General features: G+C 56.5%; 19 protein-coding genes. 4 read left to right on the forward strand and 15 right to left on the reverse strand.

The window, feature by feature from the left end:
• Positions 1-71: 71 nt before the first annotated feature.
• From recC to rppH, 9 genes are all read right to left on the reverse strand, one after another.
• Positions 72-3,452 carry an exodeoxyribonuclease V subunit gamma gene (recC, locus tag PSSD_RS05525; RefSeq protein WP_058969884.1) on the reverse strand — a complete coding sequence of 1,127 codons (3,381 nt, stop codon included), beginning with the start codon at positions 3,450-3,452 and terminating at the stop codon, positions 72-74.
• 81 nt (positions 3,453-3,533) lie between these two features.
• The gene (locus PSSD_RS27935) at positions 3,534-3,839 is read right to left on the reverse strand and encodes a prepilin-type N-terminal cleavage/methylation domain-containing protein (protein ID WP_369404260.1); all 306 of its coding nucleotides are present in this window, start codon (positions 3,837-3,839) and stop codon (positions 3,534-3,536) included.
• Entirely contained in the window at positions 3,823-4,230 is a 408-nt protein-coding gene (locus PSSD_RS27940; protein ID WP_058969885.1) for a DUF2509 family protein, read from the reverse strand. The genes PSSD_RS27935 and PSSD_RS27940 overlap by 17 nt, the downstream gene beginning before the upstream one ends.
• On the reverse strand, positions 4,227-4,760 hold the full coding sequence (locus PSSD_RS05540; protein ID WP_058969886.1) for a prepilin peptidase-dependent protein: 534 nt from the start codon (positions 4,758-4,760) through the stop codon (positions 4,227-4,229). The genes PSSD_RS27940 and PSSD_RS05540 overlap by 4 nt, the downstream gene beginning before the upstream one ends.
• On the reverse strand, positions 4,751-5,221 hold the full coding sequence (locus PSSD_RS05545) for a prepilin-type N-terminal cleavage/methylation domain-containing protein (RefSeq protein WP_058969887.1): 471 nt from the start codon (positions 5,219-5,221) through the stop codon (positions 4,751-4,753). The genes PSSD_RS05540 and PSSD_RS05545 overlap by 10 nt, the downstream gene beginning before the upstream one ends.
• A gap of 176 nt (positions 5,222-5,397) precedes the next feature.
• Positions 5,398-6,192 carry a thymidylate synthase gene (thyA, locus tag PSSD_RS05550; protein ID WP_058969888.1) on the reverse strand — a complete coding sequence of 265 codons (795 nt, stop codon included), beginning with the start codon at positions 6,190-6,192 and terminating at the stop codon, positions 5,398-5,400.
• Positions 6,189-7,070 (reverse strand): prolipoprotein diacylglyceryl transferase, encoded by an 882-nt coding sequence (gene lgt / locus PSSD_RS05555; RefSeq protein ID WP_039333234.1) that lies wholly within the window; start codon positions 7,068-7,070, stop codon positions 6,189-6,191. Before lgt ends, thyA begins: the two co-directional genes overlap by 4 nt.
• A 116-nt stretch (positions 7,071-7,186) precedes the next feature.
• Positions 7,187-9,433 carry a phosphoenolpyruvate--protein phosphotransferase gene (gene ptsP, locus PSSD_RS05560; protein ID WP_039333231.1) on the reverse strand — a complete coding sequence of 749 codons (2,247 nt, stop codon included), beginning with the start codon at positions 9,431-9,433 and terminating at the stop codon, positions 7,187-7,189.
• A 12-nt stretch (positions 9,434-9,445) separates the two neighbouring features.
• Positions 9,446-9,979 carry an RNA pyrophosphohydrolase gene (rppH, locus tag PSSD_RS05565; protein WP_039333229.1) on the reverse strand — a complete coding sequence of 178 codons (534 nt, stop codon included), beginning with the start codon at positions 9,977-9,979 and terminating at the stop codon, positions 9,446-9,448.
• 683 nt (positions 9,980-10,662) lie between these two features.
• On the opposite strand from rppH, the gene mutH reads away from it, so the two are divergent.
• From mutH to PSSD_RS05585, 4 genes are all read left to right on the forward strand, one after another.
• Positions 10,663-11,349, forward strand: coding sequence for a DNA mismatch repair endonuclease MutH (gene mutH, locus PSSD_RS05570; RefSeq protein ID WP_058969889.1), 687 nt, complete (start codon positions 10,663-10,665; stop codon positions 11,347-11,349).
• Between the two features lie 134 nt (positions 11,350-11,483).
• Positions 11,484-12,194 carry a TerC family protein gene (locus PSSD_RS05575; protein ID WP_039333225.1) on the forward strand — a complete coding sequence of 237 codons (711 nt, stop codon included), beginning with the start codon at positions 11,484-11,486 and terminating at the stop codon, positions 12,192-12,194.
• A 117-nt stretch (positions 12,195-12,311) separates the two neighbouring features.
• A complete protein-coding gene (locus PSSD_RS05580; RefSeq protein ID WP_039333223.1) occupies positions 12,312-12,530 on the forward strand; it encodes a YgdI/YgdR family lipoprotein in 219 nt (72 codons plus the stop codon).
• 143 nt (positions 12,531-12,673) lie between these two features.
• Positions 12,674-13,714 carry an NADP(H)-dependent aldo-keto reductase gene (locus tag PSSD_RS05585; RefSeq protein WP_058969890.1) on the forward strand — a complete coding sequence of 347 codons (1,041 nt, stop codon included), beginning with the start codon at positions 12,674-12,676 and terminating at the stop codon, positions 13,712-13,714.
• 161 nt (positions 13,715-13,875) lie between these two features.
• Here the strand turns inward: PSSD_RS05585 and lplT are convergent, their stop codons facing one another.
• From lplT to PSSD_RS05615, 6 genes are all read right to left on the reverse strand, one after another.
• Positions 13,876-15,066 carry a lysophospholipid transporter LplT gene (gene lplT / locus PSSD_RS05590; protein WP_058969891.1) on the reverse strand — a complete coding sequence of 397 codons (1,191 nt, stop codon included), beginning with the start codon at positions 15,064-15,066 and terminating at the stop codon, positions 13,876-13,878.
• Positions 15,063-17,213: a bifunctional acyl-ACP--phospholipid O-acyltransferase/long-chain-fatty-acid--ACP ligase gene (gene aas / locus PSSD_RS05595; protein WP_058969892.1), complete on the reverse strand. Its 2,151-nt coding sequence runs from the start codon at positions 17,211-17,213 to the stop codon at positions 15,063-15,065. Before aas ends, lplT begins: the two co-directional genes overlap by 4 nt.
• Positions 17,214-18,038: 825 nt before the next feature.
• Entirely contained in the window at positions 18,039-19,433 is a 1,395-nt protein-coding gene (locus tag PSSD_RS05600; RefSeq protein ID WP_039329046.1) for an efflux transporter outer membrane subunit, read from the reverse strand.
• Between the two features lie 3 nt (positions 19,434-19,436).
• Complete coding sequence (locus PSSD_RS05605; protein WP_058969893.1) at positions 19,437-22,538, reverse strand: efflux RND transporter permease subunit; 3,102 nt, start codon at positions 22,536-22,538, stop codon at positions 19,437-19,439.
• Entirely contained in the window at positions 22,535-25,732 is a 3,198-nt protein-coding gene (locus PSSD_RS05610) for an efflux RND transporter permease subunit (protein WP_058969894.1), read from the reverse strand. The genes PSSD_RS05605 and PSSD_RS05610 overlap by 4 nt, the downstream gene beginning before the upstream one ends.
• A complete protein-coding gene (locus tag PSSD_RS05615; protein ID WP_058969895.1) occupies positions 25,729-26,988 on the reverse strand; it encodes an MdtA/MuxA family multidrug efflux RND transporter periplasmic adaptor subunit in 1,260 nt (419 codons plus the stop codon). The genes PSSD_RS05610 and PSSD_RS05615 overlap by 4 nt, the downstream gene beginning before the upstream one ends.
• Between the last annotated feature and the right edge of the window lie 9 nt (positions 26,989-26,997).

Below are 26,997 nucleotides of genomic sequence, written 5' to 3' on the forward strand. Positions count from 1 at the left end.
TGCCCAGCGGAGAAAAAACAGACTTTTTTATGATTTTGAGAACAACAGCAAAGGCTGTCGTTACCCGATTGCTATTCATCATCTTGGTGCGCGAGGCGCACTGGTAAATACCACTGACGCGCGGCGGTGACGATAGCCTGTACAGCTTCGTCATCCAGCGCACGGCACAAACGCTGCAGATAGGGATCGCTGCCCTCTCCCTCGACCTGGAAGCCACCTTGCCAGGCTTGCAGCAGTTTGTTAAGTGCCTTTTTCTGGGTAGCTTCATCATCCAGAAGCTGACGTGATTTACCGTCGAAGCTGGCATCCAACCAGGCGCCACCCGATTTATTGAGCAACATCAGTGGCTCCGTCATGCCCATTTGCCAGGCGCTGATGTAATCACTTAGCAATGATTGGGCCTGATCGGCGCTGACCGCTTTGAAACGCCAGTGACTCTGTTTACGGCCATACATGCGGCTTTCCCCGGTCCCACCCAGCGCGCAATAAACCAGATGCTCCAGCCACAGTAGCAGCCCATCATTCATGTTCAGCACGCCCGGTCGCCAGCGCAGCAGTCCATCAGCTTGCACCTGTGTCAGCCAGCCGGTCAACTGCACATCATTAAGCGCTAGATTGATCTCCCAGCTTTCAGCCATCTGACGCTGCCCACTGACTTCAGCAGCCACTTCCTGCATCTCTTCGGTCTGGCTGTGCCAGAAAAGTTCCCCAAAAGCGCCATAAGGGAGATTACCGGCCGCACGATGACGCGCATAAAGCTGCGCGGGATCGTCGCCATCAACCAGCGTATTCAGTAGCTGTGCATTGATTTGGTAACGCTCCAGACTGTCCGGCGCGAACGGCTCGCTATCGGGTAATTCACTCTCTTCCATCCAAAATGCGACGCCCAAACGCTGCTGGAACCAGGCGCGCACCGGATGGCGCCAGAAGCGCAGCAGTTGTTCCAGAGACAGCGTCTCCAGCGTCATGGGCTCCAGCGGCTGTACGAAGTCAGGTTGCGCCACGCCGGTGCCAGTGGCGGCAGGCAGCCATTCTGCGGCAAAGCTTTGGCCATAGGCCCCCGGCTGGAAATTTTCTGCGGCAAACGGCATACGGCTGTGCAGTATTTGCAAATGATCACGCACCCGTTGCTCGCTGACATCTGGCTCACAGGATTCATCCCCCGGCAAACAGAAACTCTGTCCGAGATAATCCACCAGTTCGGTAACCAGTACCGAGGGATAGCGCTCGGTGTTGTCCTGAATCGCGCGCCCGATATAACTGATATAGAGCTGTTGCTGAGCAGAAATCAGCGCTTCGAGGAACAAATAACGGTCATCATCCCGACGGCTACGGTCGCCTTTGCGCGCCCGCTGTTGCATCAAATCAAAGCCTAAAGGAGCCAGTGTGCGGGGATAAACGCCATCGTTCATGCCCAACAAGCAGACCACTTTGAACGGGATTGAACGCATCGGCATCAGGGTACAGAAGTTGATGGGCCCTGCCAGGAACCGCTGGCTGATGCGTTGTTGATCCAGCCGCGAGTGCAGTTCATCACGTAATAACGTCACGGGAATCGGCTGCTGATAAGCCGCCTGCATGCCTTGCTCAATTATCTGCTTCCACTGCGTTTCAACCAGCAACAGCGCCGCCTCACTTTCGGCATCGCCGGCAAAGAAGCTGTCGATCAGTTCACGACACAGAGGCTGCCACGCTGATAGTGTGCGCTCTTCCGCGAGGCGCTTACGCCATGCATCGAGCAGCGACAATAATTCGGCCAGATGTCCGGCGAGTTCGGCAATTAAACCGCTGGATTCGTCGTACGGCAGTATCCCCTGCCAGTCTCCGTTACGGCTCTCCAGCGCGTAGCCCAACAGCATACGTTGCAGGCCAAAGCGCCAGGTATGTTGCCCGGTGACCGGCAGAGCCAGTGCTTCGACGCTGGCATCATCCAGTCCCCAGCGAATACCGGATTCCATCACCCAGCGACGCAGCAAACGCAGGCCGCTCTCATCCACCGAGAAACGCTGCGCCAGTGCGGGCACTTCCAACAGTGCCAATACTTCTTCAGAAGCAAAGCGGCTTTCCGGCAGTGACAGCAAGCTGAGCAACGCCAGAATCGCGGGGTGCGCCTGGCTGGCACGGCGATCGGAGATGGCAAAGGGCAGATAGCGTTCGCTCGGTGCGCTGGCGAAGGCCGCCTGAATAAAAGGCGCATAGCTGTCGATATCCGCCACCATCACGATGATGTCACGTGGTTTCAGATCTGGATCGGCCTCCATCAGCGCCAGCAAGTGATCCTGCAAGACTTCGACTTCGCGCTGCGGACTATGGCACACCTGCAGGGTAATAGAGCGATCCTCAGGATCGAGCAGACGTTTTTTGCTGCTGTTTCCCAGTTCATCGGCATTGACTCCGATCACCGCCCGGTCATCAAGATTAAGCAGATCGGCCTGCAAGCTGTGCAGCAGGTTGTCATACGGCATCTCGACAAAGGCATCAATATCGTTAGCAGCAGACTCCATCTGGCTGAGCAAAAACAGGTTATCGCGGCCTAATTTTCCCCACGATGCCAGCAGCGGGTTCGTGAGTTGCTGTTCGCCTGCCTCGTTAAACAGCGCAGGAGCCGCCTCTGGATCACGGAACAGCGGTTGTCGCTCTTCAGACTGCACCCGACGACGCTGGCGGCTCTGTAGCTTCGCCAGAAACGCATAATCCTGGATATCGCCCCAGTAGTGCCGACAGGGATTGGTGAACAGCAGATGGATATCAATATGGCGCCCGAGTGCTTCCAGCGCCTGAAGGTAAACCGGAGGCAACGCAGAGATGCCACAGATAAAGACACGTTGCGGTAAGCCTGCTGGCGGCGTCTCTGCCTGCTCCAGTGCCTGGATAAAACGTGCGTAGAGGTTGGCACGGTGCCACATCGGCTGGCCGAGCTGCTGCGTGAACTCGACCAGGTCGCGCCACAGCGGCGCCTGCCACTGTTGCGCATCACTTAACTCTTCAATCAGCTCGCCGCGTTCCCAGCTGTTGAGCCAGTCAGAGCGATACACCAGATACTGGTCAAACAAATCGGCGACGCGAGCGCTAAGCTGATACAGCTTACGTTTGTCATCATCATCACTGAGATAGTGGCGCAGCGGTTGAAAAGCCTCCTGCTCCAGTAGCGTCGGTAGGCGGTGCATCAGCTTCCAACTCATGCTGGCTTTGGTGAAAGCACTCTCTTCAGGAATGCCGGGCAGCACCTTGACGAACATGTTCCAGATAAACGTGGCGGGCAGTGGGAAATCGATGTTCGCAGCAATACCAAAGCTGTTTGCCAGCTCCATCTGTAACCATTGCGCCATACCGGGGCTTTGCACCAGCACCTGCTCAGCCGCGAGCACATCCGTCAGCGGTTGATTTTCAATCAAAATACCGGCCAGATTCTTCAACAGATCGAGCTGATTGGAGTGATAAACCCGGAACATAAGTCTCCTTGTGAGAGGTAAAACAGCGCAGCCTGGTCACTCTACCCTGTATCGCCGGGGATGCCTATCGCGGAGGTCACCTCAGCGACAATTGAGCCGCGCCAGGCTGGCACTTCGTTGTTGTGGACCCACTACGGTGACGCTTTCCAACACACAGCCCAGCGCGATAGTTTGCTGCTGGCGCTGAATCTGCCAGCCTTCAACATCACGGCCCAGCAGGGCTTGGCCGGCAACCCGCCACGCCTGGCGCTGTTGCCATTGCTGACTGAAACCCAGCGCCAAGGCGCGGTGGTATTGCAATAAGGTGCTGATGGTCATTGCCAGCAACAGCATCGCCACTAAGGTTTCCGCCAGGCTAAAACCCTGCTGATTACGGCTGGCATTGATCTGCCTTTGGAAGCGGGCAGTAGTCGATTCTCCCTTGCGCTTGCGGCTGCAGTGAGTGACTTTGCCGCGAGACCCATTGCCAGAGCCGAAGTTCACGGCCTTCTTCTTGTCCTGATAACAGTGCATTCCCCTCCTCCATGCTGAGTAAACAGCTTTGCCACCGCTGTGACGGCAATGTTTGACATTGCCAGCCCGAGACCGGAGGCCAACTCTGCGCCAGCCCCCATTCCAGTGCAGCTTGTGCTTGCCAGAAATCTTTATGATGCTGCTGCTCGTCGGCCACCAGAACCACGTCCTTTTCGAGCTGGGTGCGCGTCGCGTGCAAGGTCACTCCGCCCAGCAGTAACAGCATCAGCACCATGCCCAATGTGCTGTTACCGCGCTGATTCATAGATTCCAGCCTTCAATCCAGCTTTCCTGTTGCACACGCTGACTACCCGCGCGCCCTGCCAGTTGCAGTATCAGTCGTGTCCCTTGGCGCTCCAGCCGAAATTTGTCGATGGCAAGAAACGCAGGATCGGTCATGCGCTCCCAACCGCTGCCATTGCAGTGTTCCACGCCGCGCTGCATTTCCATCTGCCCATTGCGCAGACGGTAGCCGTAGTAGTCACTCTCACTGCTGCCGACCCCTTCCCAGCGCCCATTGCTGTTCTCGTCCCAGCGCAACAAAACACAGTTGCTGGCGATGGTGAGTGCCGGCCCGCTGCACTGGCCGCGACAATAGCCCGCACGCTGGAGGGCTTTTTGCAGCGTGTGAGCGACCTGCTGTAGCTCCTGTTGCAGCTGAACACGCTGCTGCAATTGCAGATTTTCCGCTAATAACAGAGGTAAAAATCGACCCACGCTGACCATCAAAATGGCACCTACCGCCATGGCGATCAGCATCTCCAGTAGGCTGAAGCCTTCCTGACTTATTCGCACCCTTTGTCTACCATGTGGCAGGCGCGAATGCGGGCGCGGGCGGAAATAATCAGCCGCCACTGTCCGGCTTCACTTTCCATATTGATGCTGCCTGGCCGCGCCACATCACGGCGTCCGTAAAAGCCCGGTTCACCCACCAGTCCGGTAATACGTACCCCGTTATGCGGTGGGGTGAACCACCAACGCGAAGGTAACGCACAACCCTGTGAGGGTTGAGTACCGACGCCGATGCAGCCGTTGCCGCCAGGGATAAACCACAGCGTGAAATCATTGTTATGCCAGTTCGCGTGCGCACGCAGCCGGGTCAGGAACCCTTGTAACTGCTGCACGCTGTCACGTAACTGTTGATGCTGCTGCCAGCGCTGCCAGCTGTGCATTGCACCAAGGCTAAGTATGCCGGCGATAACCATAACGATGAGCAGCTCAGGCAAGGTAAAACCGGCGTTCGGGTATTTGTTCATGGCGCTCACTCTGTGCTTAAGTCAGAGCGACGACAAGCATCGAAGCGGCAGGATGGAATTTATCGCGCAGGAGAGTTTTGCACGATGCAGGCAGAGACAAATTTATGCGAGACAGATGCAAAATACGCATAAAAAAACCCTGCACGATGGCAGGGTTTCAGCTTGATGCAGGAGCGTTAGACCGCCACTGGCGCTTTGATCGCTGGATGCGGGTCGTAACCTTCGATCTCGAAATCCTCGAAGTTGTAATCGAAGATAGAGGCAGGTTTACGCTTGATCACCAACTTCGGTAACGGGCGTGGTTCGCGCGTTAGCTGCAGCTGCGCCTGCTCCAGATGGTTGCTGTACAGATGCGTGTCGCCGCCGGTCCAGACAAAATCACCCACTTCCAGATCGCACTGCTGAGCCACCATATGCACCAGCAGCGCATAGCTGGCGATATTGAACGGCAGGCCGAGGAAGATATCGCACGAACGCTGATACAGCTGACAAGAGAGCTTGCCGTTCGCCACGTAGAACTGGAAGAACGCATGGCAAGGTGCCAATGCCATTTGGTCCAGCTCACCCACGTTCCATGCCGACACAATAATGCGGCGTGAATCAGGATCACGTTTTAACTGCTCAATCACTTTGCTGATCTGGTCAATCTCTTCACCTGAAGCACTGCCCCAGCTGCGCCACTGCTTACCGTAAACTGGCCCCAGATCGCCATTCTCATCGGCCCACTCATCCCAAATTGTCACCTTGTTATCTTTCAGATAAGCAATATTGGTTTCGCCTTTGAGGAACCACAACAGTTCATGAATGATTGAACGCAGGTGCACCTTCTTGGTGGTGACCAGCGGAAAACCTTCCTGCAAATTGAAACGCATCTGGTGGCCGAAAATAGACAGCGTGCCGGTACCGGTACGGTCGGCTTTCTCTGCGCCTTCATTCAGCACATGTTGCATTAAGTCCAGATACTGTTTCATTTTACCTCACGAGTTTGTTGCTGCGGACGACGACGGTACGCCCAAATCATCATAACCACACCGGCCACAATCATTGGGATTGAGAGGATCTGCCCCATGCTGATGCCGCCTTCGAACAGACCCAACTGCGCATCCGGCTGGCGGAAGAACTCCACAATAATGCGGAATGCGCCGTAGCCAATCAGGAACAGTCCGGAGACGCTGCCCATCGGACGCGGTTTACGAATAAACAGGTTGAGAATGATGAACAGGATGATGCCTTCCAGGAACAACTCATACAGCTGCGAAGGATGACGCGGCAGCACACCGTAGGTGCTCAGCAGTTGCTGATATTGTGGGTTGTTGGCCGCCAGCGCAATGTCTTCGCTGCGGGAACCAGGAAACAGCATGGCAAATTTGAAGTTCGGGTCGACACGGCCCCACAGCTCACCATTGATGAAGTTACCGAGACGACCGGCACCCAAACCAAAGGGAATCAGCGGTGCAATAAAGTCTGACACCTGGAAGAAAGTACGCTTGGTGCGGTGCGCAAACACCAGCATTACCACAATCACCCCAATCAGACCGCCATGGAACGACATGCCGCCATCCCAGACTTTGAACAGATACAGTGGATTGTCGAGGAACAACGGCAAGTTATAGAACAGCACGTAGCCGATACGGCCACCGAGGAACACGCCGAGGAAGCCCGCATACAGCAGATTTTCCACTTCCTCTTTTTTCCAGCCGCTGCCAGGTTTATTGGCCCGGCGCACCGCCAGCCACATAGCAAATACAAAGCCCACCAGATACATCAAGCCGTACCAGTGAAGCGAAATCGGTCCGATAGAGAAAATTACCGGATCGAATTGGGGAAACGAAATGTAGCCGTTAGTCATCTTTCACCATCGATTTTTCTGCCCTGAAAACGGGTCTGGCTAAGGGGTCATACAATAAAAGGCTGCGCATGATAGCACAGCCGCTTTTCACAAATGGCGTGGAAATGTAAACGCCGTTAACGGCCGCCGCGAATCAAACCACCTAAACCACGGCGTTCCATAAAGGCGGAAACCAGATGCCGCACTTCTGAAGCGGTGTGCGCCGCCACACCCTGCTCGCTCAGCTTCTGCGTTTCTTCGTGGTCGAGATGGCGCAGAAGGTATTTCACGCGCGGTATGTTTTTCCCGTTCATGCTGAGGTGGTGATAACCCAACCCCACCAACAGAGCGACACACATCGGATCGCCAGCCATTTCACCACACAGGCAGAGTTCCAGCTTGGCCTGATGGGCTTCGTGAGCAATGGTTTGCAACGCGCGCAGCATCGCCGGATGCAGCGGATCGTAGAGATTCGCCACGCGGGTATTGTTGCGATCCACCGCGAGCAAATATTGAGTGAGATCGTTGGTCCCCACGGACACAAAGTCCACGCGATCGGCCAGATGCGGGATCAAGAACAGCATCGAAGGCACTTCGATCATCACGCCAATACGCGGTTTGGGGATCACATAACCCAGCATCTCTTCCACTTCACGACCGGCACGATCGATCAGGCGACGCGCATCATCGATCTCATCGATGTGGCTGATCATCGGTAGCAAAATGCTGAGGTTGCCTGACGCCACGTTGGCGCGCAGCATCGCACGCACCTGCACCAGGAAGATTTCCGGCTGGTCGAGCGTCAGACGGATACCCCGCCAGCCCAGACACGGGTTTTCTTCACTGATCGGCATATATGGCAGCTGTTTATCTGCGCCGATATCCAGCGTACGCAGCGTCACCGGCTTGTCGTAGAACAGCTGCAACATGCCCTGATACTGCGCCACCTGCTCCTCTTCAGAAGGGAAGCCGTTTTGCAGCATAAACGGAATTTCGGTGCGGTAGAGGCCGATGCCATCCACCCAGCTATCCAGCGCCTGTTCATGCTCTGGGCTCAGGCCGGCGTTGAGCATCACCTGCACACGTTCGCCGCTTTTCAGCTCGCCGGGCTGTTCCACCACGCCTTCGGCCATCTTACTCAGCGCGTTCTCTTCGCTGATTAAGCGTTGATACTCCTGTACCAGCACCGGTTCAGGATCGATCAGCACTTCGCCGCGATAGCCATCAACGATTAACAGGCGTTTATTGAGATGCGCAGGGATGATATCCGCGCCCATCACGGTGGGAATTCCCATGGCGCGCGTCAATATCGCCGCGTGAGAGTTAGCCGCGCCATCGCGCACTACCACACCCGCTAAACGCTCTTGTGGCAGCTCTGCCAGGGTGGTTGCGGTGAGTTCGTCGGCGACCAGCACAAAGCGTTCTGGCCACGCGTTAGTGCCGACCAGCGTATCATCGAGATGGAAGAGCAAGCGCTGACCGAGCACGCGTAGATCGCCCGCACGTTCGCGCAGGTATTGATCCTGCAAATTGGCAAACTGTTCAGCGAATTTCTCGATCACCGTTTTAACCGCCCACTCGGCGACCGATCCGCGATCGATCTCAGCAAAGAGATCCTTTTTCAGACGCGCATCGGTTAACAGGTGTGAGTAAAGATCGAAGATCGCCGCACTCTCTTTCTGCACGCTGGCAGCAAAGCGCTTACTGAAGCGGCGAAACTCATTGCTGGCTTCACTCATCGCGACGCTTAAACGTTCACGTTCGCGCTGGACATCCAGCGTGGAAGCCGCAGAGACCTGATCGAGCAGCGGCTGGGTTTCATCAACCCAACCCGGCGCCACGGCCACGCCTGGCGCTGCTGCAATCGCTTTAACGCGCGTCTGACGGAACTGACCAAACAGCTGGCCCAGTTGGGATTGCGACAGGAGTCCGGCCATTTGCGTCGCCAGCGTGACCAGGAAAGACTCTTCGCTTTCATCAAACTGGCGATGTTCACGCTGCTGCACCACCAGCACGCCAAGCAACTGGCGTCGGCTGATGATCGGCACACCGAGGAAGGAGCGATAACGCTCTTCTTTTACTGAGGGAATGTATTTGAAGCTGGGATGGCTCTGCGCGTCGGCAAGGTTAATCGGCTCGGCTAAGCGCCCAACCAGCCCGACAATACCTTCATCAAACGCCAGCGTGATGGTGCGACCGCGCGGCTTTTTAAGCCCGCGCGTCGCCATCAGGTAATAGCAACGCCTGTCGTGATCGGCGAGATACACCGAGCAAACCTCGGTTTCCATCGCAAGGCAGATTTCATTTACCAAGATGTCGAGTGCTTCATTCAGACGCGGAGCACTCGCCACTTTTTCTACAATTTCGCGCAACTGAGTGAGCATAAAGGGCGTGGCCTATCCTCTTTTACGTCGATGGGCGGCGTTGTTGTTACTACGCTGCCCCGCACTCTCCTGCATAGACATCACTACGCCCGCAAATTCTTTCATGACCCGACGATAAACGTCGCGTTTGAAAGAGACCACCTGGCGCACCGGATACCAGAAGCTGACCCAGCGCCAGCCGTCGAATTCCGGCGTGCTGCTGTGCTGCACATTGATCTCCGCGTCACTACACATCAACTGCAGAAGAAACCACTTTTGTTTCTGGCCGATACACACCGGCTTTGTGTCCCAACGCACCAAACGTTTTGGCAACTTGTAACGTAACCAGTTACGGGTTGAAGCAAGTATTCGAACATCTTTGCGGTGTAAACCCACTTCTTCGAACAGTTCGCGATACATCGCCTGTTCAGCAGTTTCACCCGGATTGATGCCTCCCTGAGGAAATTGCCAGGAGTGCTGTCCAAAGCGCCTGGCCCATAACACTTGTCCTTGCCTGTTACAGATTACGATACCAACATTCGGGCGGTAGCCATCATCATCGATCACTGGACTACCTCAAAGCTAAATTTGAATAGCCTGATTGTTTCACACTCCTTACAGGCGGTAAACCACTGGATATCCGGGGAGATAGCAGAATAAAAACAGGATAACTCACAGAGTTTAGCCAAGTTATGAACAGCCAGGCACTTTTAAGGGCGATCTTATGCACCTTTTCTGTGGATAGCTTTGTGCAGAACACGGGAATGAGTTGAATAACCGCTTCAGAAAAATCTCATTAAGGCAGCCATGCATAGCACTAAAAACGCTATTAATCATATTGATAGGAAAAAATCGCGACTCAATATTGATAAGGATCCAGAGTAAATAACAGAGAGGTTTTATCATCTGCTCAAAGATCCACCAGCGACGCATTTATCCACAGAGAATGCCCTAAACCTGGTCAAATAAAGGAAAAAAAGCGTTCAAATCGCTAAAGTCAAGGCTGTAAATCGAAACAGGGGTTGTTCTGAAGGGGCTTATCCCACTTTTCTGTGGATAACTAGGTTTAAGATCCTGTTCATTGTCGATAACAAGCTGGGATAACCTTGTCATAGCACTAAAGACTGCGGGACAATCGCCATAAAAAAGCATGCTGAATCATGCTATTATCACGGTTATTCAATCTGTAGACATGTGGAAAACCCATAGTCACGCAAGCTGTTCATCCTTTAACCAATATGAGTTTTGCCATGAATTCCCCTGCTTTATTGCCGACACCGCCTCAAGATGAAGTGGAATTGCTGCAACGCGCACAACAGCTGGCAGGCCAAACCTTTGCGGCTCTGGCCGCACAGCTGGGTTTACCCGTGCCCGCGAACTTGAAGCGCGACAAAGGCTGGGTCGGCATGCTGATCGAGTTACATCTCGGTGCCAGTGCCGGGAGTAAAGCAGAACAGGATTTCGCGCATCTGGGTATCGAACTCAAGACCATTCCTGTGGACGCGCAGGGCAAGCCGTTGGAAACGACCTTTGTCTGTGTGGCACCCCTCACCGGCAACAGCGGGGTCACCTGGGAAACCAGTCATGTACGCCATAAACTTTCTCGCGTCCTGTGGATCCCGATTGAGGGCGATCGCGCCCTGCCGTTGGCGGAGCGCCGCGTCGGCTCACCGCTGCTGTGGCATCCGAGTGAAGAAGAAGATCAACAGTTGCGCGAAGACTGGGAAGAGTTGATGGATATGATCGTACTCGGTCAGGTCGAGCGTATTACCGCGCGCCACGGCGCCTGGCTGCAAATCCGCCCGAAGGCGGCCAACAGCAAAGCGCTGACGGAAGCTATCGGTGAGCACGGAGAGCCTATAATGACGCTACCACGCGGTTTTTATCTCAAGAAAAGCTTCACCGGCCCGCTGCTGGCGCGCCATTTTTTACTGTGATTTTCTGAAACAGATATACGACGGGCTCCGCTTGTAGCAAGGCGACAAGCGTGAGCAGTCAACGCAGGTGCAGGCTGAACCAGGACGTGTATAATCGCCGTTTAATATTCGTTTAGATTAGGATTAAAGGTCACATGTTTGACTGGATTGCTGATCCCAATGCCTGGCTGGCACTGGGAACATTAACCATTCTGGAAGTGGTTCTGGGTATCGACAACATTATCTTCCTCTCTCTGGTAGTGGCGAAACTCCCCAAACATCAACAAAACAAAGCGCGTCGTCTCGGCTTAATGGGTGCCATGCTGATGCGCCTTGGCTTGCTGGCCTCCATCGCTTGGGTTGTACGTCTGACTAACCCGCTGTTTTCCCTGATGGATCATGCTTTTTCCGCGCGCGATTTGATTCTGTTGTTTGGTGGTCTGTTCCTGCTGTGGAAATCCAGCATGGAGATCCATGAGACCATCGAAGGCGGTGAAGGGGAACACAAAACCAACGTCCACTCCTTCCTGGGTGCCATCGTGCAGATCATGCTGCTGGATATCATCTTCAGCCTTGATTCGGTGATAACCGCCGTGGGCTTATCGGATCATCTGTTCATTATGATGGCGGCGGTGGTGATTGCCGTATTGATGATGATGTTCGCGGCGCGCACTATCGGCGAGTTTGTGGAACGCCACCCATCGGTCAAAATGTTGGCGTTAGCCTTCCTGATTCTGGTCGGCTTTACCCTGATTCTGGAGAGTTTTGGCATTCATGTACCAAAAGGTTACATTTATTTTGCCATGTTCTTCTCAATGGCGGTGGAGTGCCTGAACCTCATGCGCAGCAAGAAGAGCGCGGCTTAGCGTTGTCAAGGGCGAGCGCATCTCGCCCTTTAATTTTAGGAATGATGCGATTACGTCAGCCAGCAAAAGCATTTATTACTACACTTTTGCAGTTGAAGTAGGTTGAGGGAGATAAGAATGAAAGGGTTGGTAAGTGCAGTTGGATTGATGCTGGTCGCGCTGACGTTAAGCGGTTGCAGCAGTAATTATGTGATGGCGACCAAAGATGGTCGCATGATTCAGACCGATGGTAAGCCGTCCATCGATAAAGAGACCGGTCTGGTGCAGTACACCGATGAGCAAGGTCATGAAATGCAGATCAATGGTGACGAGGTTTCCACCATCATTGAGCGTTAAGTGCCAAATTCCATCGCCTGCACAACTTTTCCCCCTGTGCAGGCGATTTCCCGAACTTTCCCCCCTTCCTTCCGCGCTGCTTCACAGGCTATAGTCCCAGAGGACACAACATTCCATTTCATAATGAAAAAAGGAAGCCGGCAATGCATTATCACCGCATCCCCCACAGTACGCTGGAAGTCAGCCAACTGGGATTAGGAACCATGACGTTTGGTGAGCAAAACAGCGAAGCCGACGCCCACGCGCAACTGGATTACGCGATTAGCAGCGGTATCAACCTGATTGATACTGCTGAAATGTATCCGGTGCCGCCGCGCCCGGAAACTCAGGGATTAACTGAACAGTACATCGGCAGCTGGCTCAAAAAGCGCGGCAGCCGCGACAAAATCATTCTGGCGAGCAAAGTGGCTGGGCCGGTGCGCGGCGCAGATGCGTCGATCCGCCCACATCAGGCACTGGATCGCAAAAACATCCGTGAAGCTTTGGATGCCAGCCTCAAACGTCTCAATACCGATTACCTCGACCTCTATCAGCTGCACTGGCCGCAACGCCAGACCAACTTCTTCGGCAAGCTGGGTTATCAGTACACCGAGAATTCGGTGCCTGTCACTCTGCTGGAGACGCTGGAAGCGCTGACCGAGCAAGTACGCGCCGGTAAGATCCGCTACATTGGCGTCTCAAATGAAACCGCCTGGGGCGTGATGCGCTATCTGCAACTGGCGGAAAAGCATGAGCTACCGCGTATTGTCACCATCCAGAACCCGTACAGCTTGTTGAACCGCAGCTTTGAAGTTGGCCTGGCTGAGATTAGTCAGCATGAAGGTGTTGAGCTGCTGGCCTACTCCAGCCTGGCGTTTGGTACCTTAAGCGGCAAGTATCTCAATGGTGCAAAACCTGCAGGCGCGCGTAACACCCTGTTCAGCCGCTTTACCCGCTACAGCGGTGAGCAGTCGAACCAGGCGATTGCCGCTTACGTGGAATTAGCCAAAAAGCACAATCTGGATCCTTCGCAGATGGCACTGGCTTATGTGCGTCAACAGCCGTTTGTCGCCAGCACCCTGTTGGGCGCAACGACGATGGAACAGCTGAAGATTAACGTGGAGAGTTTCAATCTGACGCTGAGCGCCGAAGTGTTAGAGGAACTGGAAGCGATTCATCGCCAATATACGTACCCTGCACCTTAATTTCTATTTGCATATTGGTTGCGTTTTTTGACCTGGTGCGCATAAATGCGCACCCTACAACTGACTGGCGTTTTCTGTTACCCATGTGCCCGGTTTGCGCATTAACGCGATCGATATTGTAGGGTCGCCATTGATGGCGACCTGATTGAATTCCGCACCGGTTAACGCCGCGATTTCCACCACAGCAGCGCAATTGCCACCGCAAAAATCGCGCCGAAACCGACACCGGTTGCCACGGCTGGCGTGCCCAGCTTAATGGCGATGGTATACAGTCCCAGCATCACCAACATCGCGATGTTTTCACCGAAATTCTGCACCGCTATGGCATTTCCCGCGCCGACAGAATCTTTGCCGCGCTCCTGCAGCAATGCATTGAGTGGCACCACGAAGAAACCGCCCAGCGCACCAATCACCATCAGCACCAGGTAGGCGTTGAGCAGGCTGGCTTGCAGTGAGAACACCACCACCATCACGCCGATCAATATCCCTGCGGGCATACAGCGGCGCACGGTCTGCAGCGTGACCAGTTTTGCCGCTGCGGCCGCCCCGATCACGATACCAATCGCCACCATGGCATTGAGGGTTGTCGGCGTTTTATTGTCGGTGATGCCGAGCGCCACCGGCACCCACAGCACCAGCAGAAAACGCAGCGTTACCCCTGCCCCCCAGAACATACTGGTGCCGAGCAGCGAGAAACGTGTTTCTCCGTTGCGCCACAGCAGCAAACCCGAATCCGCGAAGCTGCGCAGCATCGCAGCGAAGTGCCAGCTTTGCCCGGGTCGCGCCGCCAGCAGCTTAGGAATAAAGATATTCGCCACAACCGCCAGCGCGTAAGTGAGTGCACACACAATCAGTGCCGCCAGCAGATTCCAGTCAGCGAGAATCCCGCCCGCCACTGAACCGAGCAGGATGGCCGCAATGGTCGATGACTCCATCAGCCCATTGGCCTTGACCAGTCGCTCACCGCTGGTGATCTCGGTCAGGATGCCGTATTTGGCTGGCGAATAGGACGCCGCGCCGATGCCCACCAGCGTGTAGCCGAGGAACGGGTTAAACCCAAAACAGATAATCAGTGCCCCCAGCAGCTTTAAGCTGTTGGCGAACATCATCACCCGCCCTTTGGCAAAGCTGTCTGCCATCTGGCCGACAAAAGGCGCGAGCACGATGTAAGTGGCCACAAACATCATCTGTAATATTGGCTGGCTCCAGTCGGGATAGAGCTGGCTTTTCAGTACCGCCAGGGTGGCAAACAGCAGCGCATTGTCGCCAAAGGCCGAGAAAAACTGTGCCACAATCACCGCCATCATGTTGCGTGACAGCAAAGGTGAATCCGGGTTAACTGCCTGGCTCATGCCTGTTCCTCTCCGGCCAGCTGTTTCAGGCTGACGTAGTCTGGTTTGCCACTGCCGAGCTGCGGCAGCTGTTTCATAAAGCGGATGTCACGCGGCACCGCGAGTTCTGGCGCGCCAATGTCACGTGCGGCTTTGAGCAGCCGATCGCGGCTCAACTCGGTGTCAGTAGTAAACAGCACCAAGGCTTCACCGCGATGACCGTCCGGACGCAACGAAGCTGCATGCTGTTTGTCGCCGGAGGCTTTCAGGGCAATCTGCTCGACGCTCTCCAGTGACACCATCTCACCGGCGATTTTAGCAAAGCGCTTAGCTCGGCCCTGAATCTGGCAGAAACCGCCCTCATCGAAGCTGACGATATCGCCGGTATCGTACCAACCCGGCTCCATCTCGCCTTCGCCGTTATCCGCCACTGGCTTCTCCAGCACGCCCGGATTCTCGACGCGTAGGTAGCCGTTCATCACGTTTGGCCCGCGCAGTTGCAGGCGACCGCCCTGCTCAATGCCCGGCACCGAAATCAGGCGCGAATCCATACCCGGCAGGATTCGCCCCACGGTGTGCGTTTTCGCCGCCATCGGTACGTTGATTGCCACCACGGGTGCGCACTCGGTGACGCCATAACCTTCAAGGATGCGAATGCCGTACTTCTCCATATAGATCTGGCGCGTGCCTTCCTGCAGCTTTTCAGCTCCCGCCACCACGTAGCGCAGTCGCGCAAAATCATACGGGTTGGCAAAGCGCGCATAGTTGCCGAGGAAGGTCGAGGTACCAAACAGCACGGTGCAGTTACGGTCATACACCAGCTCCGGCACGATGCGGTAATGCAGCGGACTCGGATAGAGAAACACCTGTGCGCCGGTCAGCAGCGGCGTGAACAGGCCAACCGTCAGGCCAAAGGCATGGAACAGCGGCAACGCCGACATAAAGCGGTCACGCGGGGTGAAGTCCGCCACGGTACGGATCTGTTCAACGTTGGCCAGCAGGCTTTTATGCGAGTGCACCACGCCTTTAGGATTGCCTTCCGATCCCGAGGTGAACAGCACCATCGCGGCGTCTTCCGGCTGCTGCGGGACCTGCGCACGGCGTGGCATCAGCAGGTGCGCCACAATCCACAGCTTGTCTTTGAGGGTGACGGTGTCTTTCAGGTCTTCCAGGTAGATCCACTGCACTTCCGTGAGCCCCTGCGGCAGATGCCACAAGTTGCCCTTTTCGAGGAACTGACGTGAGGTGAAGACGGTTTTCACCTGTGAAGCGGTCAGCGCTGCACGCATGCCGTTCACGCCTGCGGTGTAGTTGAGCATCGCCGGAATGCGTCCGCGCAGCGAGGCACCCAGAATCGCCGCCGCTGTCACGGTGGCATTCGGCAGCAGCAAGCCAACATATTCGCCCTGCTGGCTGTAACGCTCAAGTATACGCCCCACACCCAGCGACTTTTTCAGCAGTCCGGTGTAGCTGTCCGGCTTGAAATTGATGTCTTCGATGCACGACTTGGTCAGGCCATAGCGCTGACGTGCATTGAGAAACGCCTCAAACAGTGTTTCACGAGGACGCACCGCCATACGCGCTTCCATCATCACATGATGTAAATGCTCACCCGCCAGCTGGCGACGATCGCGCGCGCGTTTGGCTTCAGGCATCGGGATAATGGTGGCGGGCAATACGCTTAAGGTGATGCGCGGGAACAGGCGACGCTTGAACACGCCCGCCAGGCGACCAAACGGAGTGTATTCCGCGCCCTCAATGCGCATCGGCACCACGGTGGCGCCGGATTTCGCCGCCACAAAGCCCGCACCGCTGTAGATTTTCATCAGTGAGCCGGTGACGGTGATACGCCCTTCCGGGAAGATTACCACCGGACGGCCTTCGTTGATCATGCGCACCAGATGTTTGATCGACATCGGTTTGGTGGGATCGAGGGGCACAAAATCGATGATCGGCTTGAGGAGGCGCATAAACCACTGATCGCTGATCGACGAATAGACGGCGAACACCGGTTTGATCGGCAGGAACAGGGCCACCAGCACGCCATCCAGGAATGACATGTGGTTGGGGGTGATCAGCACTTTTTCTTTATGCAGAGCGGTGAGATCGCCACGCAGTTCTACCCGCCATAACAGGCGGAAGAGGAAACGCAGAACAGTGAATAGCATGCCAACTCCTTAGCAGCGGTAAAAAATGGCTCTTACCTTGCAGGATCTGGCGATTTTCGACAAGTAGCGCGGTGATTTATCGTGATGAATTCAGGTGCGCATCAATGCGCTCCCCAGGGCTTTGTAGAGCCGCCATTTATGCCGCCATGCTCGTCAGTTAAGCACTCAGGCTGCTTATTAATAAGTGGCCTGTCTTTTCAGTGCGGGCTCTGCCGCCACTACTGCCCCCTCTGGGCCGTCCTCGCGCCGCTAAAGCGGTACCTTCGACTTCCACGTCGTGCCGGACGGACCGTTCGCGGATGACCATCCATGGTCGGCCGCGAACTGCCCCACGCCTCCCCGCGTGGGGCTCCTGGCCCAACGTAAAAGTCTCAGCGCTGCGGATAACCCTAAGGGGGCAGCAGAGGCGTCATGGCCTCAGGCAATGTGCCCTTTTTAACAACACGCACTGAAGCTAATGAGCCGTCTGGGGCCGCACCGGGGCAGGCATCCGCAGCGCTGAACGGAGTGAGTATGCCAGGAGAGCCCGCAGGACGCGGGCGAAAGGTGGCGCTGGAACATGGATGTTCCATCGGCACCGGTCCGTAAGGCAGACGAGTGAAGTGAAGGTACCGCGTAGCGGCGCGAGGACCGCCGGCCCCGGTGCGGCCCCAGACGGCGTTATAGTCGGTCGCTTAGCAGACAAGCATGACGCCATTGATGGCGTTATCGTCAGTCCTTAACAGACAAGCATGACGCCATTGATGGCGTTATCGTCAGTCCTTAACAGACAAGCATGACGCCATTGATAGCGACCTGCCGAATGATTACGCCGTTCTAAAAAAATTACCCCTGCCAGCCGCCGCCCAGCGCGGCAATCAGCTCCACGCTGCTCACCCACTGCGTGCTCTGCAACGATAACAGGCTCTGCTGCTCGGTCAGGCTGCTGTTTTCGGTGGTCGCGACGTCGAGATAATCAATCATCCCGGCATCATACTGATTGCGCGTGACCCGCGCCGACTCTTGCGCGGCGGTGGTGGCTAACTGCTGTGACGCGATCTCGCCCTGCAGCGTATTCAGCTGCACCAGATAATCTTCCACTTCGCCCATCGCGGTGAGCACCGACTGGCGGTAATCCGCTACGCTGGCGTCATAGGCGGCGCGCGCCTGCTCCACCTTGGCGGAAGTAGCCCCGAAGTCCAGCAGCGTGCCACTCAGTTCTGGCCCCAACGACCAGACGCGATTCGGCAGCGAGAACAGGCTGTTGATCGCCGACGAACTGACACCGCCGCTGGCACTTAACGTCAGGTCCGGGTAGTAACCGGCAATCGCCACGCCGACAGCAGCATTGGCGGCCGCAACGTTACGCTCGGCATAGGCAATATCAGGCCGACGCTGCAGCAGTGCCGAAGGCAGGCTGTTAGGAATCGCAGGCAGCGTGGCATTCAGCTTCGCCACCGGCAGGGAGAAATCAGCAGGCGCACGCCCCAGCAGCAGCGCAATGGCGTGCTCCGACTGCGCGCGCTGCCATTGGTAATCCTGCGCCGTGGCACGCGCGCTCTCCAACTGCATCTGCGCCTGTGCCAGCGTGGCACGTGATTCACTGCCCGCTGAATACTTATTCTGAATCACCGTCAGATAACGCTGGTAGGCGTCGATGCTGCGCTGATACAAGGCAATTTTTTCGTCGAGAATACGCAGCTGGAAGTAGTCCTGCGCCAGCTCAGATTGAGCGCTGAGCGTAATGTTCGCCAGCTCGGCCTTACTCGCCTGAGCACTGGCTTTGTTCTCTTCCAGCGTACGGCGCAGCTTGCCCCACAAATCCAGTTCCCAGCTGGCGCTGAGATCGGCGGCGTGCGCGTTGCTGACGCTGCGCTGCCCGGTGGCGCTGGAACGGCTGCCGCTGCGTGTGCTGCTGGCATCGTAACTCACCGAAGGGAACAGCGCGGCGCGTGACTGCGACGTCAGCGCCTGGGCTTCACGGTACTGTGCCGCATAGCTGGCCACGTTTTGGTTGGAGATGCTCACCTGGCTCAGCAGACTGCTAAGGGTATCGTCGTGATACACCAGCCACCATTCCCCCTTGCTTTGCGCATCCTGCGGCGTGGCCTGCTGCCAGCCTTTGGCCTCTTTAAAGTGGGTTGGCATCGCCATCGTGGGGCGTTGATAATCAGGGCCAACAGCACAACCCGCCAACAGCAGCGCCATCACGATTGGCGTCAATTTTAGAGACATTTTCATCTATCAGGATTCCACATGGCGCATCCGCTGCCACTGACGTTTGGTGGCACGGCTTAAACGATCAAGCCAGAGATAAACCACTGGCGTAGTAAACAGCGTCAGCAGCTGGCTCAACGCCAAACCGCCGGCAATCGCCAGCCCGAGCGGGCTGCGTAAATCGGCATCGCCGCCGCTGCCCAACGCCAATGGCAAGGCACCAAAAAAAGCGGCCAGCGTGGTCATCATGATCGGGCGGAAGCGCATTAAACAGGCCTGAGTGATCGCCTGCTGCGGCGACATGCCTTTAGTGCGCTCAGCGTGGATCGCAAAGTCGATCATCATGATGGCGTTCTTCTTCACGATACCGATCAGCAGAATAATGCCAATCAGCGCGATCACCGTCAGTTGGGTGTTGGTGAGCAACAGCAGCAGCAGTGCGCCCACCCCCGCCGACGGCAGCGTCGAGAGAATGGTAATCGGGTGGATATAGCTCTCATATAGCACGCCCAGCACGATATACACCGCTGCCAGCGCCGCCAGAATCAGCCAAGGCATGGTGGCGGTGAGCTGGGCGAAGGCCGCCGCCGTACCCGCGAAGCCAGCCTGAATGGTGGACGGCAGACCGAGTTGCGCCATCGCCTGTTTGATCAGTGCCTGCGCCTGCTCCAGTGACACGCCATCGTTGAGGTTAAACGCCACCGTGCTGGTCGCCGACTGGCCCTGATGCGCCACCGACAGCGGTGCATTACCGCCCACAAAGCTGGCAAACGCGGAGAGCGGCACGCGATCGCCGCTGTCATTGATCACGTAAAGCTCTTTGAGTATCTCCGGATCGCGCGTGTAGCTGCTCTGTAGTGACATCACCACGTGATACTGATTCAGCGTGTGGTAGAGCGTGGCCACCTGACGCTGGCTAAAGGCGTTGTTGAGCATGGTATCCAGCATCTGCACATTCACCCCCAGACGTTTGGCGCGGTCGCGATCGATATTGATCACCACTTCCTGCCCACCGGTTTGTGAGTCGGAATCCACGCTGTTGAGCTGTGGGATCGCCGCCAGCGCCGCCTGCACTTTAGGCGTCCACTCACGCAGCACATCCAGATCGTCCGCCTGCAAGCTGTATTGATAGGTGGCGTTGGCGCTGCGTCCACCGATATGCAAATCTTGCGCGGCCATCAGGAACATCTGCGCACCGGCAATATGACTGGTCTTCATACTCAGGCGGTTAGCCACTTCGGTGGCGGTGGCATCACGGTCGCTGAAATCTTTCAGGCGCACAAAGAAGTTGGCGCTGTTGCGCGAGCCAAACATACCGCTGCCCATCGACGACATCACACTCTCGACCGCCGGATCGGACTGGATGATTTTGGTAAACTCCAGCATCTTCGGTTTCATCGCCTGGAACGAGATATTCTGATCGGCACGCAGAGCGCCCATCAGTAGCCCGGTATCCTGGTTGGGGAAGAAACCTTTCTGCACCACAGAGAACAGGAACAGATTGAGCAACACGGTCAGCACCAGGCTGAACATGGTGATCTTCTGGTGTGCCATCACCCACGCCAGACCGCGCGAATAGGCCGCCAGTAAGGCGTTCAACTGGTTTTCAATAAACTGATACAGCGGATGCGGGCGTTTACTGACTTTCGGTTTGGGCTTCAGCAGACGTGCGCACAGCATCGGCGTCAAACTCAGCGAGACGAACATCGAGATCAGCAGCGAGATGGTCAGCGTCACGGCAAATTCGCGGAACAACCGCCCAACAATACTGCCCATCAGCAGGATCGGAATAAACACCGCCACTAATGACATGGTCATCGAGAGCACGGTGAAACTCACCTCCTGCGCCCCCTTCAGCGCCGCGCGCAGTGGACTCAAGCCCTCTTCGATATGGCGAGTAATGTTCTCCAGCACCACGATGGCGTCATCCACCACAAAGCCAGTGGCAATGATCAGCGCCATCAATGACAGGTTATCGAGGCTGTAGCCCAGCAGATACATAAAGGCGCAGGTACCAATCAACGACACCGGCAACGCCAGCGCCGGGATCACCACCGCCTGCACGTTGCGCAGGAACACGAACACCACGGCAATCACCAGCAGCATGGCAATCAGCAAGGTTTCTTCGGTGTCGTAAAGGGATTCACGTACCGTGGGCGAGCGGTCCACCACCACTTTCAGTTGGGTATCGGCCGGCAGATCCTTCTCCAGCGCCGGTAACTGCGCTTTGATGGCATCAATGGTGTCGAGCATATTGGCACCGGCCTGGCGCTTAATCCCCACCATCACCGACGGCATTGAGTTCAGGAAGCCCGCCTGATACTGATCCTCGACTGAGTCGTAGACGGTGGCGACATCATGCAAACGCACCGCTTTGCCATCTTTATAGCTGACGATTAGGTTCTGATACTGTGCCGCTTTGTCTAACTGACCATTGCTGTCCACCACCCATGACTGACTGCTGCCTTGCAGAATGCCCTTGGGTTTGTTGGTGGTGCTGTTGGCAATCGCTTCGCGCACTGTATCCAGTGAAATACCGTATTGCGTCAGCTTGAGCGGTTGCAGATCGATGCGCACCGCTGGCAAGGCACTGCCCATCAGCGACACTTCACCCACGCCTTTGACCTGCCCCATCGCCTGCTCGATTTTACTTTCGGCGAGGTCGTAGAGTTCACCCGGCGTGCGCGTGGCCGACGTCAGCGCCAGCATCACAATCGGCGCATCGGACGGGTTGGCTTTGCGGTAGGTCGGCAGTGATTCCATCGAACTCGGCAGCAGGCTGCGTGCGGCATTGATCGCCGCCTGCACATCGCGCGCCGCGCCATTAATATCGCGGTCGAGGTCAAACTGCAAAATCACCGTGGTGGAGCCCTGCGAACTGCTTGAGGTCATCTCCGTGACGCCGGCAATCTGCCCCAGCGAACGTTCCAGCGGGGTGGCGACCGTGGCCGCCATGGTTTCCGGGCTGGCACCCGCTAAACTGGCGCTGACCATGATGGTGGGGAAATCCACCTGCGGCAGCGGCGCCACCGGCAGCAGCCGATAGCCCAATGCGCCGAGCAGCATGATCGCCAGTGTCAGCAGCAGCGTGGCGACCGGGCGGAAGATAAACAACCGGGTTAAATTCATTGCTCGTCTCGCACCTGCTGCTGCTTGCGTTGCATATAACGCTTGCCACGCTGCGCAATACCATCAAACCACAGGTAGATCACCGGCGTAGAGAACAGCGTCAGCACCTGGCTGACAATCAGCCCGCCGACAATCACCAGGCCCAGCGGCTGACGCAACTCGGCACCGGAACCCGACGCCAGCATCAATGGCAGCGCACCTAATAATGCCGCCATGGTGGTCATCAGAATCGGACGGAAACGCAGTAAACAGGCCTGATGAATCGCATCACGCGCGCTCATGCCCTGTTTGTTTTCGGCCTCCAGCGCGAAGTCGATCATCATAATCGCGTTCTTTTTCACGATACCGATTAGCAGAATCACCCCGATTAACGCAATCAGGCTGAATTCGCTACCCGCCAGCAACAGCGTGAGCAGCGCCCCCACCGCCGCTGAAGGCAGCGTGGAAAGAATCGTCACCGGATGAATAAAGCTCTCATACAGGATGCCCAACACCACATACATGGTGATCAACGCCGCCAGAATCAGCCACAGGGTGTTGCCCGTCGCGCTCTGGAACGCCGAGGTTTCCCCTTGGTAGCGCAGCGTAATGCTGGATGGCAAATTGAGCTGCTGCGTCACCTCGGCAATGGCTTTCTGCCCATCTTCCAGCGAATAACCCTTGTTGAGATTGAACGACACCATCACCGCCGGGAACTGGTTCAGGCGCATATGCATCAGCGATCCGGTGCGTTCGTGGATGGTGGCGATCGAGGTGAGTTTCACCATGCCCGTTGTGGTGGTGTCCGACGTGGTACTGCTATCCGATGAAGAGGATGAGCTGCTGCTCGACGAACTGCTGGTGGTGCTGCTGGTTGATGAACTGCTGGTCACTGGCAAATACACATCATCAAACGAAGCCGGTGACTGCTGATACTGTGGTGCCACTTCCAGCACCACGCGATACTGGTTAGCCTGGGTGAAGATGGTGGAGACCAGACGCTGACCGAAGCTGTTATACAGCGCGGTATCCACGTCTGATGCCGTAATGCCGTAGCGTGCGGCTTTGTCGCGATTGAGTTCCACATAGGCCACGCGGCCCTGATCCTGCAGGTTGCTGACCACACCGTTAAACTCCGGGCGCTTCTGCAGTGCGGAGATCATCTTCGGCGTCCAGCTCACCAGATTTTCACTGTCGGCATCATCGAGGGTGAACTGATACTGGCTCGGGGTGACCTGATCGTTCACCGTCAAATCCTGTGCCGGTTGCAGATAAAGCTGAATGCCTGCCACCTGCTCTGCCGCCTGCTGTAGCTGCTTGATCACCACATCGGCTTTATCATCACGCTCATCAAACGACTTAAGGTTGATCTGGATGCGCCCGCTGTTGAGGCTGGTATTACTACCGTCGATACCAATGGTTGAGGACAAGCTGTCCACCGACGGGTTCTGCAAAATCACTTTTGCCAGCGCTTGCTGGCGCTTTGACATCTCGCTGAACGAGACATCCTGTGACGCCACGGTCACGCCCTGAATCAGGCCGGTGTCCTGTGTCGGGAAGAAGCCCTTCGGGATAGCGATATACAGCAGCGCCGTCAGTGCAAAGGTCGCCAGCGCTACCAGCAGCGTCAGCTTTTGGTGGTTCAACACCACCGTGAGCAGGCGATCGTAACCGCGCACCAGCTTATCGAACACCTCCCCGCCTTTACGTGAGAAGCGTGACTGCTTCTCTTCCGGGATGTGCTGCAACAAATAGGCACACAGCATCGGCGTCAGCGTCAGTGACACCACCATCGACACCAAAATCGATACCGCCAGGGTAATGGCAAACTCGCGGAATAAGCGCCCCACCACATCGCCCATAAACAGCAGCGGGATCAGTACGGCAATCAGCGAGAACGTCAGCGAGATGATAGTAAAGCCAATCTGCTGCGAGCCTTTCAGCGCCGCCTGCATCGGCGTTTCGCCCTCCTCCAGCCGCCGTGAGATGTTTTCCACCACCACGATGGCATCGTCGATAACAAAGCCGGTGGCGATGGTCAGGGCCATCAGTGACAGGTTATTCAGGCTGAAATCGGCCAGATACATCACGCCGAAAGTTCCAATCAGCGACAGCGGCACCGCCACGCTGGGGATTAGCGTCGCCGCCACGTTACGCAGGAACAGGAAGGTCACCATCACCACCAGCGCCACCGACAGCATCAGCTCAAACTGCACGTCACTGATCGAGGCGCGAATGGTTTGGGTGCGGTCCGACAAAATCGTCATCTTCACGCCATCGGGCAGTGCCGCCTGCAAGGTTGGCAGTTGCGCTTTGATGCCATCCACCACCTGAATCACGTTGGCACCAGGCTGACGCTGTACGCTGATGACAATCGCCGGGCTGTTGTTCGCCCATGCAGACTGGAAGGTGTTTTCCGGGCCCTGTTCGATATGCGCGATATCTTTCAGGCGCAGTGCGGCACCGTTCTGATAAGTGATGATCAGATTGCCGTACTCGTCGGCGGTGCGCAGCTGATCGTTGGCATCAATGGTGACCGAATGGTATTTACCATCAAAGCCACCTTTCGAGCCGTTGACGTTGCTGTTGCTGATCAACGTATTGACGTCTTCCAGCGTCAGGTTGTGTGCTGCCAGCGCTTTGGGGTCCATCTGCACACGAATCGCCGGTTGATGCCCACCCGCCAGCGTCACCATGCCTACGCCGTTAATTTGCGACAGCTTGAGCGCCACGCGGGTATTGACCAGATCCTGCACCTGCGTCAGCGGCAGATTGTCAGAGCTGGCCGCCAGCGTGATCACTGCCGTGTCCGCCGGATTGACCTTCTTGTAGGTCGGCGGGTTCGGCAAGTCACTCGGCAGCAGGTTATTGGCCGCGTTGATCGCCGCCTGCACTTCCTGCTCGGCAACGTCCAGCGACAAATCGAGGCTGAACTTGAGGGTGATGATCGACGAGCCACCCGAACTGGTGGAGGTCATCTGGCTTAACCCGGCCATCTGGCCGAGTTGGCGCTCCAGTGGTGAGGTGACGGAAGACGCCATCACATCGGGACTGGCACCGGGATAGAGCGTGGTGACCTGAATGGTTGGATAGTCCACCTGCGGCAGTGCCGAGGTGGAGAGGAATTTGTAGGCAAAGATCCCGGAGATCAGCACGCCAACCATCAGCAGAATGGTGGCAACGGGACGCTGAATAAAGAGACGAGACGGATTCATTTTTTGGCCGCTGTGGCAGTTTTGCTGTCATCGGCCAGAGAGACTTTACTGCCGTTGGTCAGACGATCGATGCCCTCAGTCACCAGACGATCGCCCGGCTCTACGCCTTTAAGAATCGCCTGCTGGTCTTCGCCAAACGCAGGGCCGGTGGTGACCGCTTTGCGTGTCACGGTGTTGTCTTTGCCAATCACAAACACAAAGCTGCCATCGCTGCTGAGTTGCAGCGCCTGAGCCGGGATCACCGTGGCATTTTTCAGCACGTTGGTTTGCAGGCGCAGGTTGACGAACTGGTTAGCAAACAGCGACTCATCCTCGTTAGGGAATGACGCTTTCAGCTCAATGGTGCCGGTGCTGGTATCAATTTGGTTGCTGATAAACTGCACCGCTCCCTCTGCCAGTTGAGTGCTGTTGTCTTGGTCAAAGGCGACAGCGGGCAGACTCTGACCGTTGTGCAGGGCTTTAGTCAGCTGAGGGATATTGCTTTGCGGCACGCTAAAGGTCACGGCGGCAGGCTGCATCTGAGTCACCACCACAATGCCGGTGGTATCGGTGGTTTGCACCATATTGCCCGGATCGACCAGACGCAGACCGACGCGACCGCTGACTGGAGAAGTGATACGTGCGTATTCGATATCCAGCTTAGCGCTGGCGACCTGCGCCTGGTCCGCCGCCACGGCCCCTTTGTACTGGCCGACGGTGGCGGTTTGGGTGTCGAGATCCTGACGTGACAAGGAGTCCTGTGCTGCCAGCTTTTTGTAGCGCGCCAGCGTCAGTTCCGCGCTTTTCAGCAGCGCCTGATTTTGATTGAGATCGCCCTGATACTGCGCCAGCGTGGCCTGATAGCTACGCGGATCGATCTGCGCCAGCAGTTGTCCAGCGGCAACCTTCTGGCCTTCAGTAAAGAACACTTTCTCCAGCTGACCGGCCACGCGGCTGGTGACGGTGACGCTGGCATTGGGGATCACCGTGCCGAGCGCGTTGAGATAGACCGGCACATCGGCAGTGCTGGCCACACCACTGTGCACCAGGGTTGCGCCGCCCATCATCATTGCCATGCCCGGCGGCCCACCGGCACCGCCGCGATGGCCACCATGTTTACCACCCGGCGCACCGCCTGGCGGCATGCCTCCCGGTGGCATGCCCCCTCGCCCGCCTACCACACGCCAGATCACGCCCGCGACAATCAAAAGCACAATCAAAATAAGCAGCCATTTAAGCCAGCGGAAACGCGATTTGCGAGGGGAGTTAATTGTCATCGGACTCTT

The organism is Type-D symbiont of Plautia stali, from assembly GCF_001485335.1.
GTDB lineage: Bacteria > Pseudomonadota > Gammaproteobacteria > Enterobacterales > Enterobacteriaceae > Pantoea > Pantoea vagans_C.

Excerpts from the sequence above, each read along its gene's own strand:
- recC (WP_058969884.1), bottom strand. The coding sequence starts at position 3,452 with ATGTTCCGGGTTTATCACTCCAATCAGCTCGATCTGTTGAAGAATCTG.
- PSSD_RS27940 (WP_058969885.1), bottom strand. The coding sequence starts at position 4,230 with ATGAATCAGCGCGGTAACAGCACATTGGGCATGGTGCTGATGCTGTTA.
- PSSD_RS05545 (WP_058969887.1), bottom strand. The coding sequence starts at position 5,221 with ATGAACAAATACCCGAACGCCGGTTTTACCTTGCCTGAGCTGCTCATC.
- thyA (WP_058969888.1), bottom strand. The coding sequence starts at position 6,192 with ATGAAACAGTATCTGGACTTAATGCAACATGTGCTGAATGAAGGCGCA.
- lgt (WP_039333234.1), bottom strand. The coding sequence starts at position 7,070 with ATGACTAACGGCTACATTTCGTTTCCCCAATTCGATCCGGTAATTTTC.
- ptsP (WP_039333231.1), bottom strand. The coding sequence starts at position 9,433 with ATGCTCACTCAGTTGCGCGAAATTGTAGAAAAAGTGGCGAGTGCTCCG.
- mutH (WP_058969889.1), top strand. The coding sequence starts at position 10,663 with ATGAATTCCCCTGCTTTATTGCCGACACCGCCTCAAGATGAAGTGGAA.
- PSSD_RS05575 (WP_039333225.1), top strand. The coding sequence starts at position 11,484 with ATGTTTGACTGGATTGCTGATCCCAATGCCTGGCTGGCACTGGGAACA.
- PSSD_RS05580 (WP_039333223.1), top strand. The coding sequence starts at position 12,312 with ATGAAAGGGTTGGTAAGTGCAGTTGGATTGATGCTGGTCGCGCTGACG.
- PSSD_RS05585 (WP_058969890.1), top strand. The coding sequence starts at position 12,674 with ATGCATTATCACCGCATCCCCCACAGTACGCTGGAAGTCAGCCAACTG.
- lplT (WP_058969891.1), bottom strand. The coding sequence starts at position 15,066 with ATGAGCCAGGCAGTTAACCCGGATTCACCTTTGCTGTCACGCAACATG.
- aas (WP_058969892.1), bottom strand. The coding sequence starts at position 17,213 with ATGCTATTCACTGTTCTGCGTTTCCTCTTCCGCCTGTTATGGCGGGTA.
- PSSD_RS05600 (WP_039329046.1), bottom strand. The coding sequence starts at position 19,433 with ATGAAAATGTCTCTAAAATTGACGCCAATCGTGATGGCGCTGCTGTTG.
- PSSD_RS05605 (WP_058969893.1), bottom strand. The coding sequence starts at position 22,538 with ATGAATTTAACCCGGTTGTTTATCTTCCGCCCGGTCGCCACGCTGCTG.
- PSSD_RS05610 (WP_058969894.1), bottom strand. The coding sequence starts at position 25,732 with ATGAATCCGTCTCGTCTCTTTATTCAGCGTCCCGTTGCCACCATTCTG.
- PSSD_RS05615 (WP_058969895.1), bottom strand. The coding sequence starts at position 26,988 with ATGACAATTAACTCCCCTCGCAAATCGCGTTTCCGCTGGCTTAAATGG.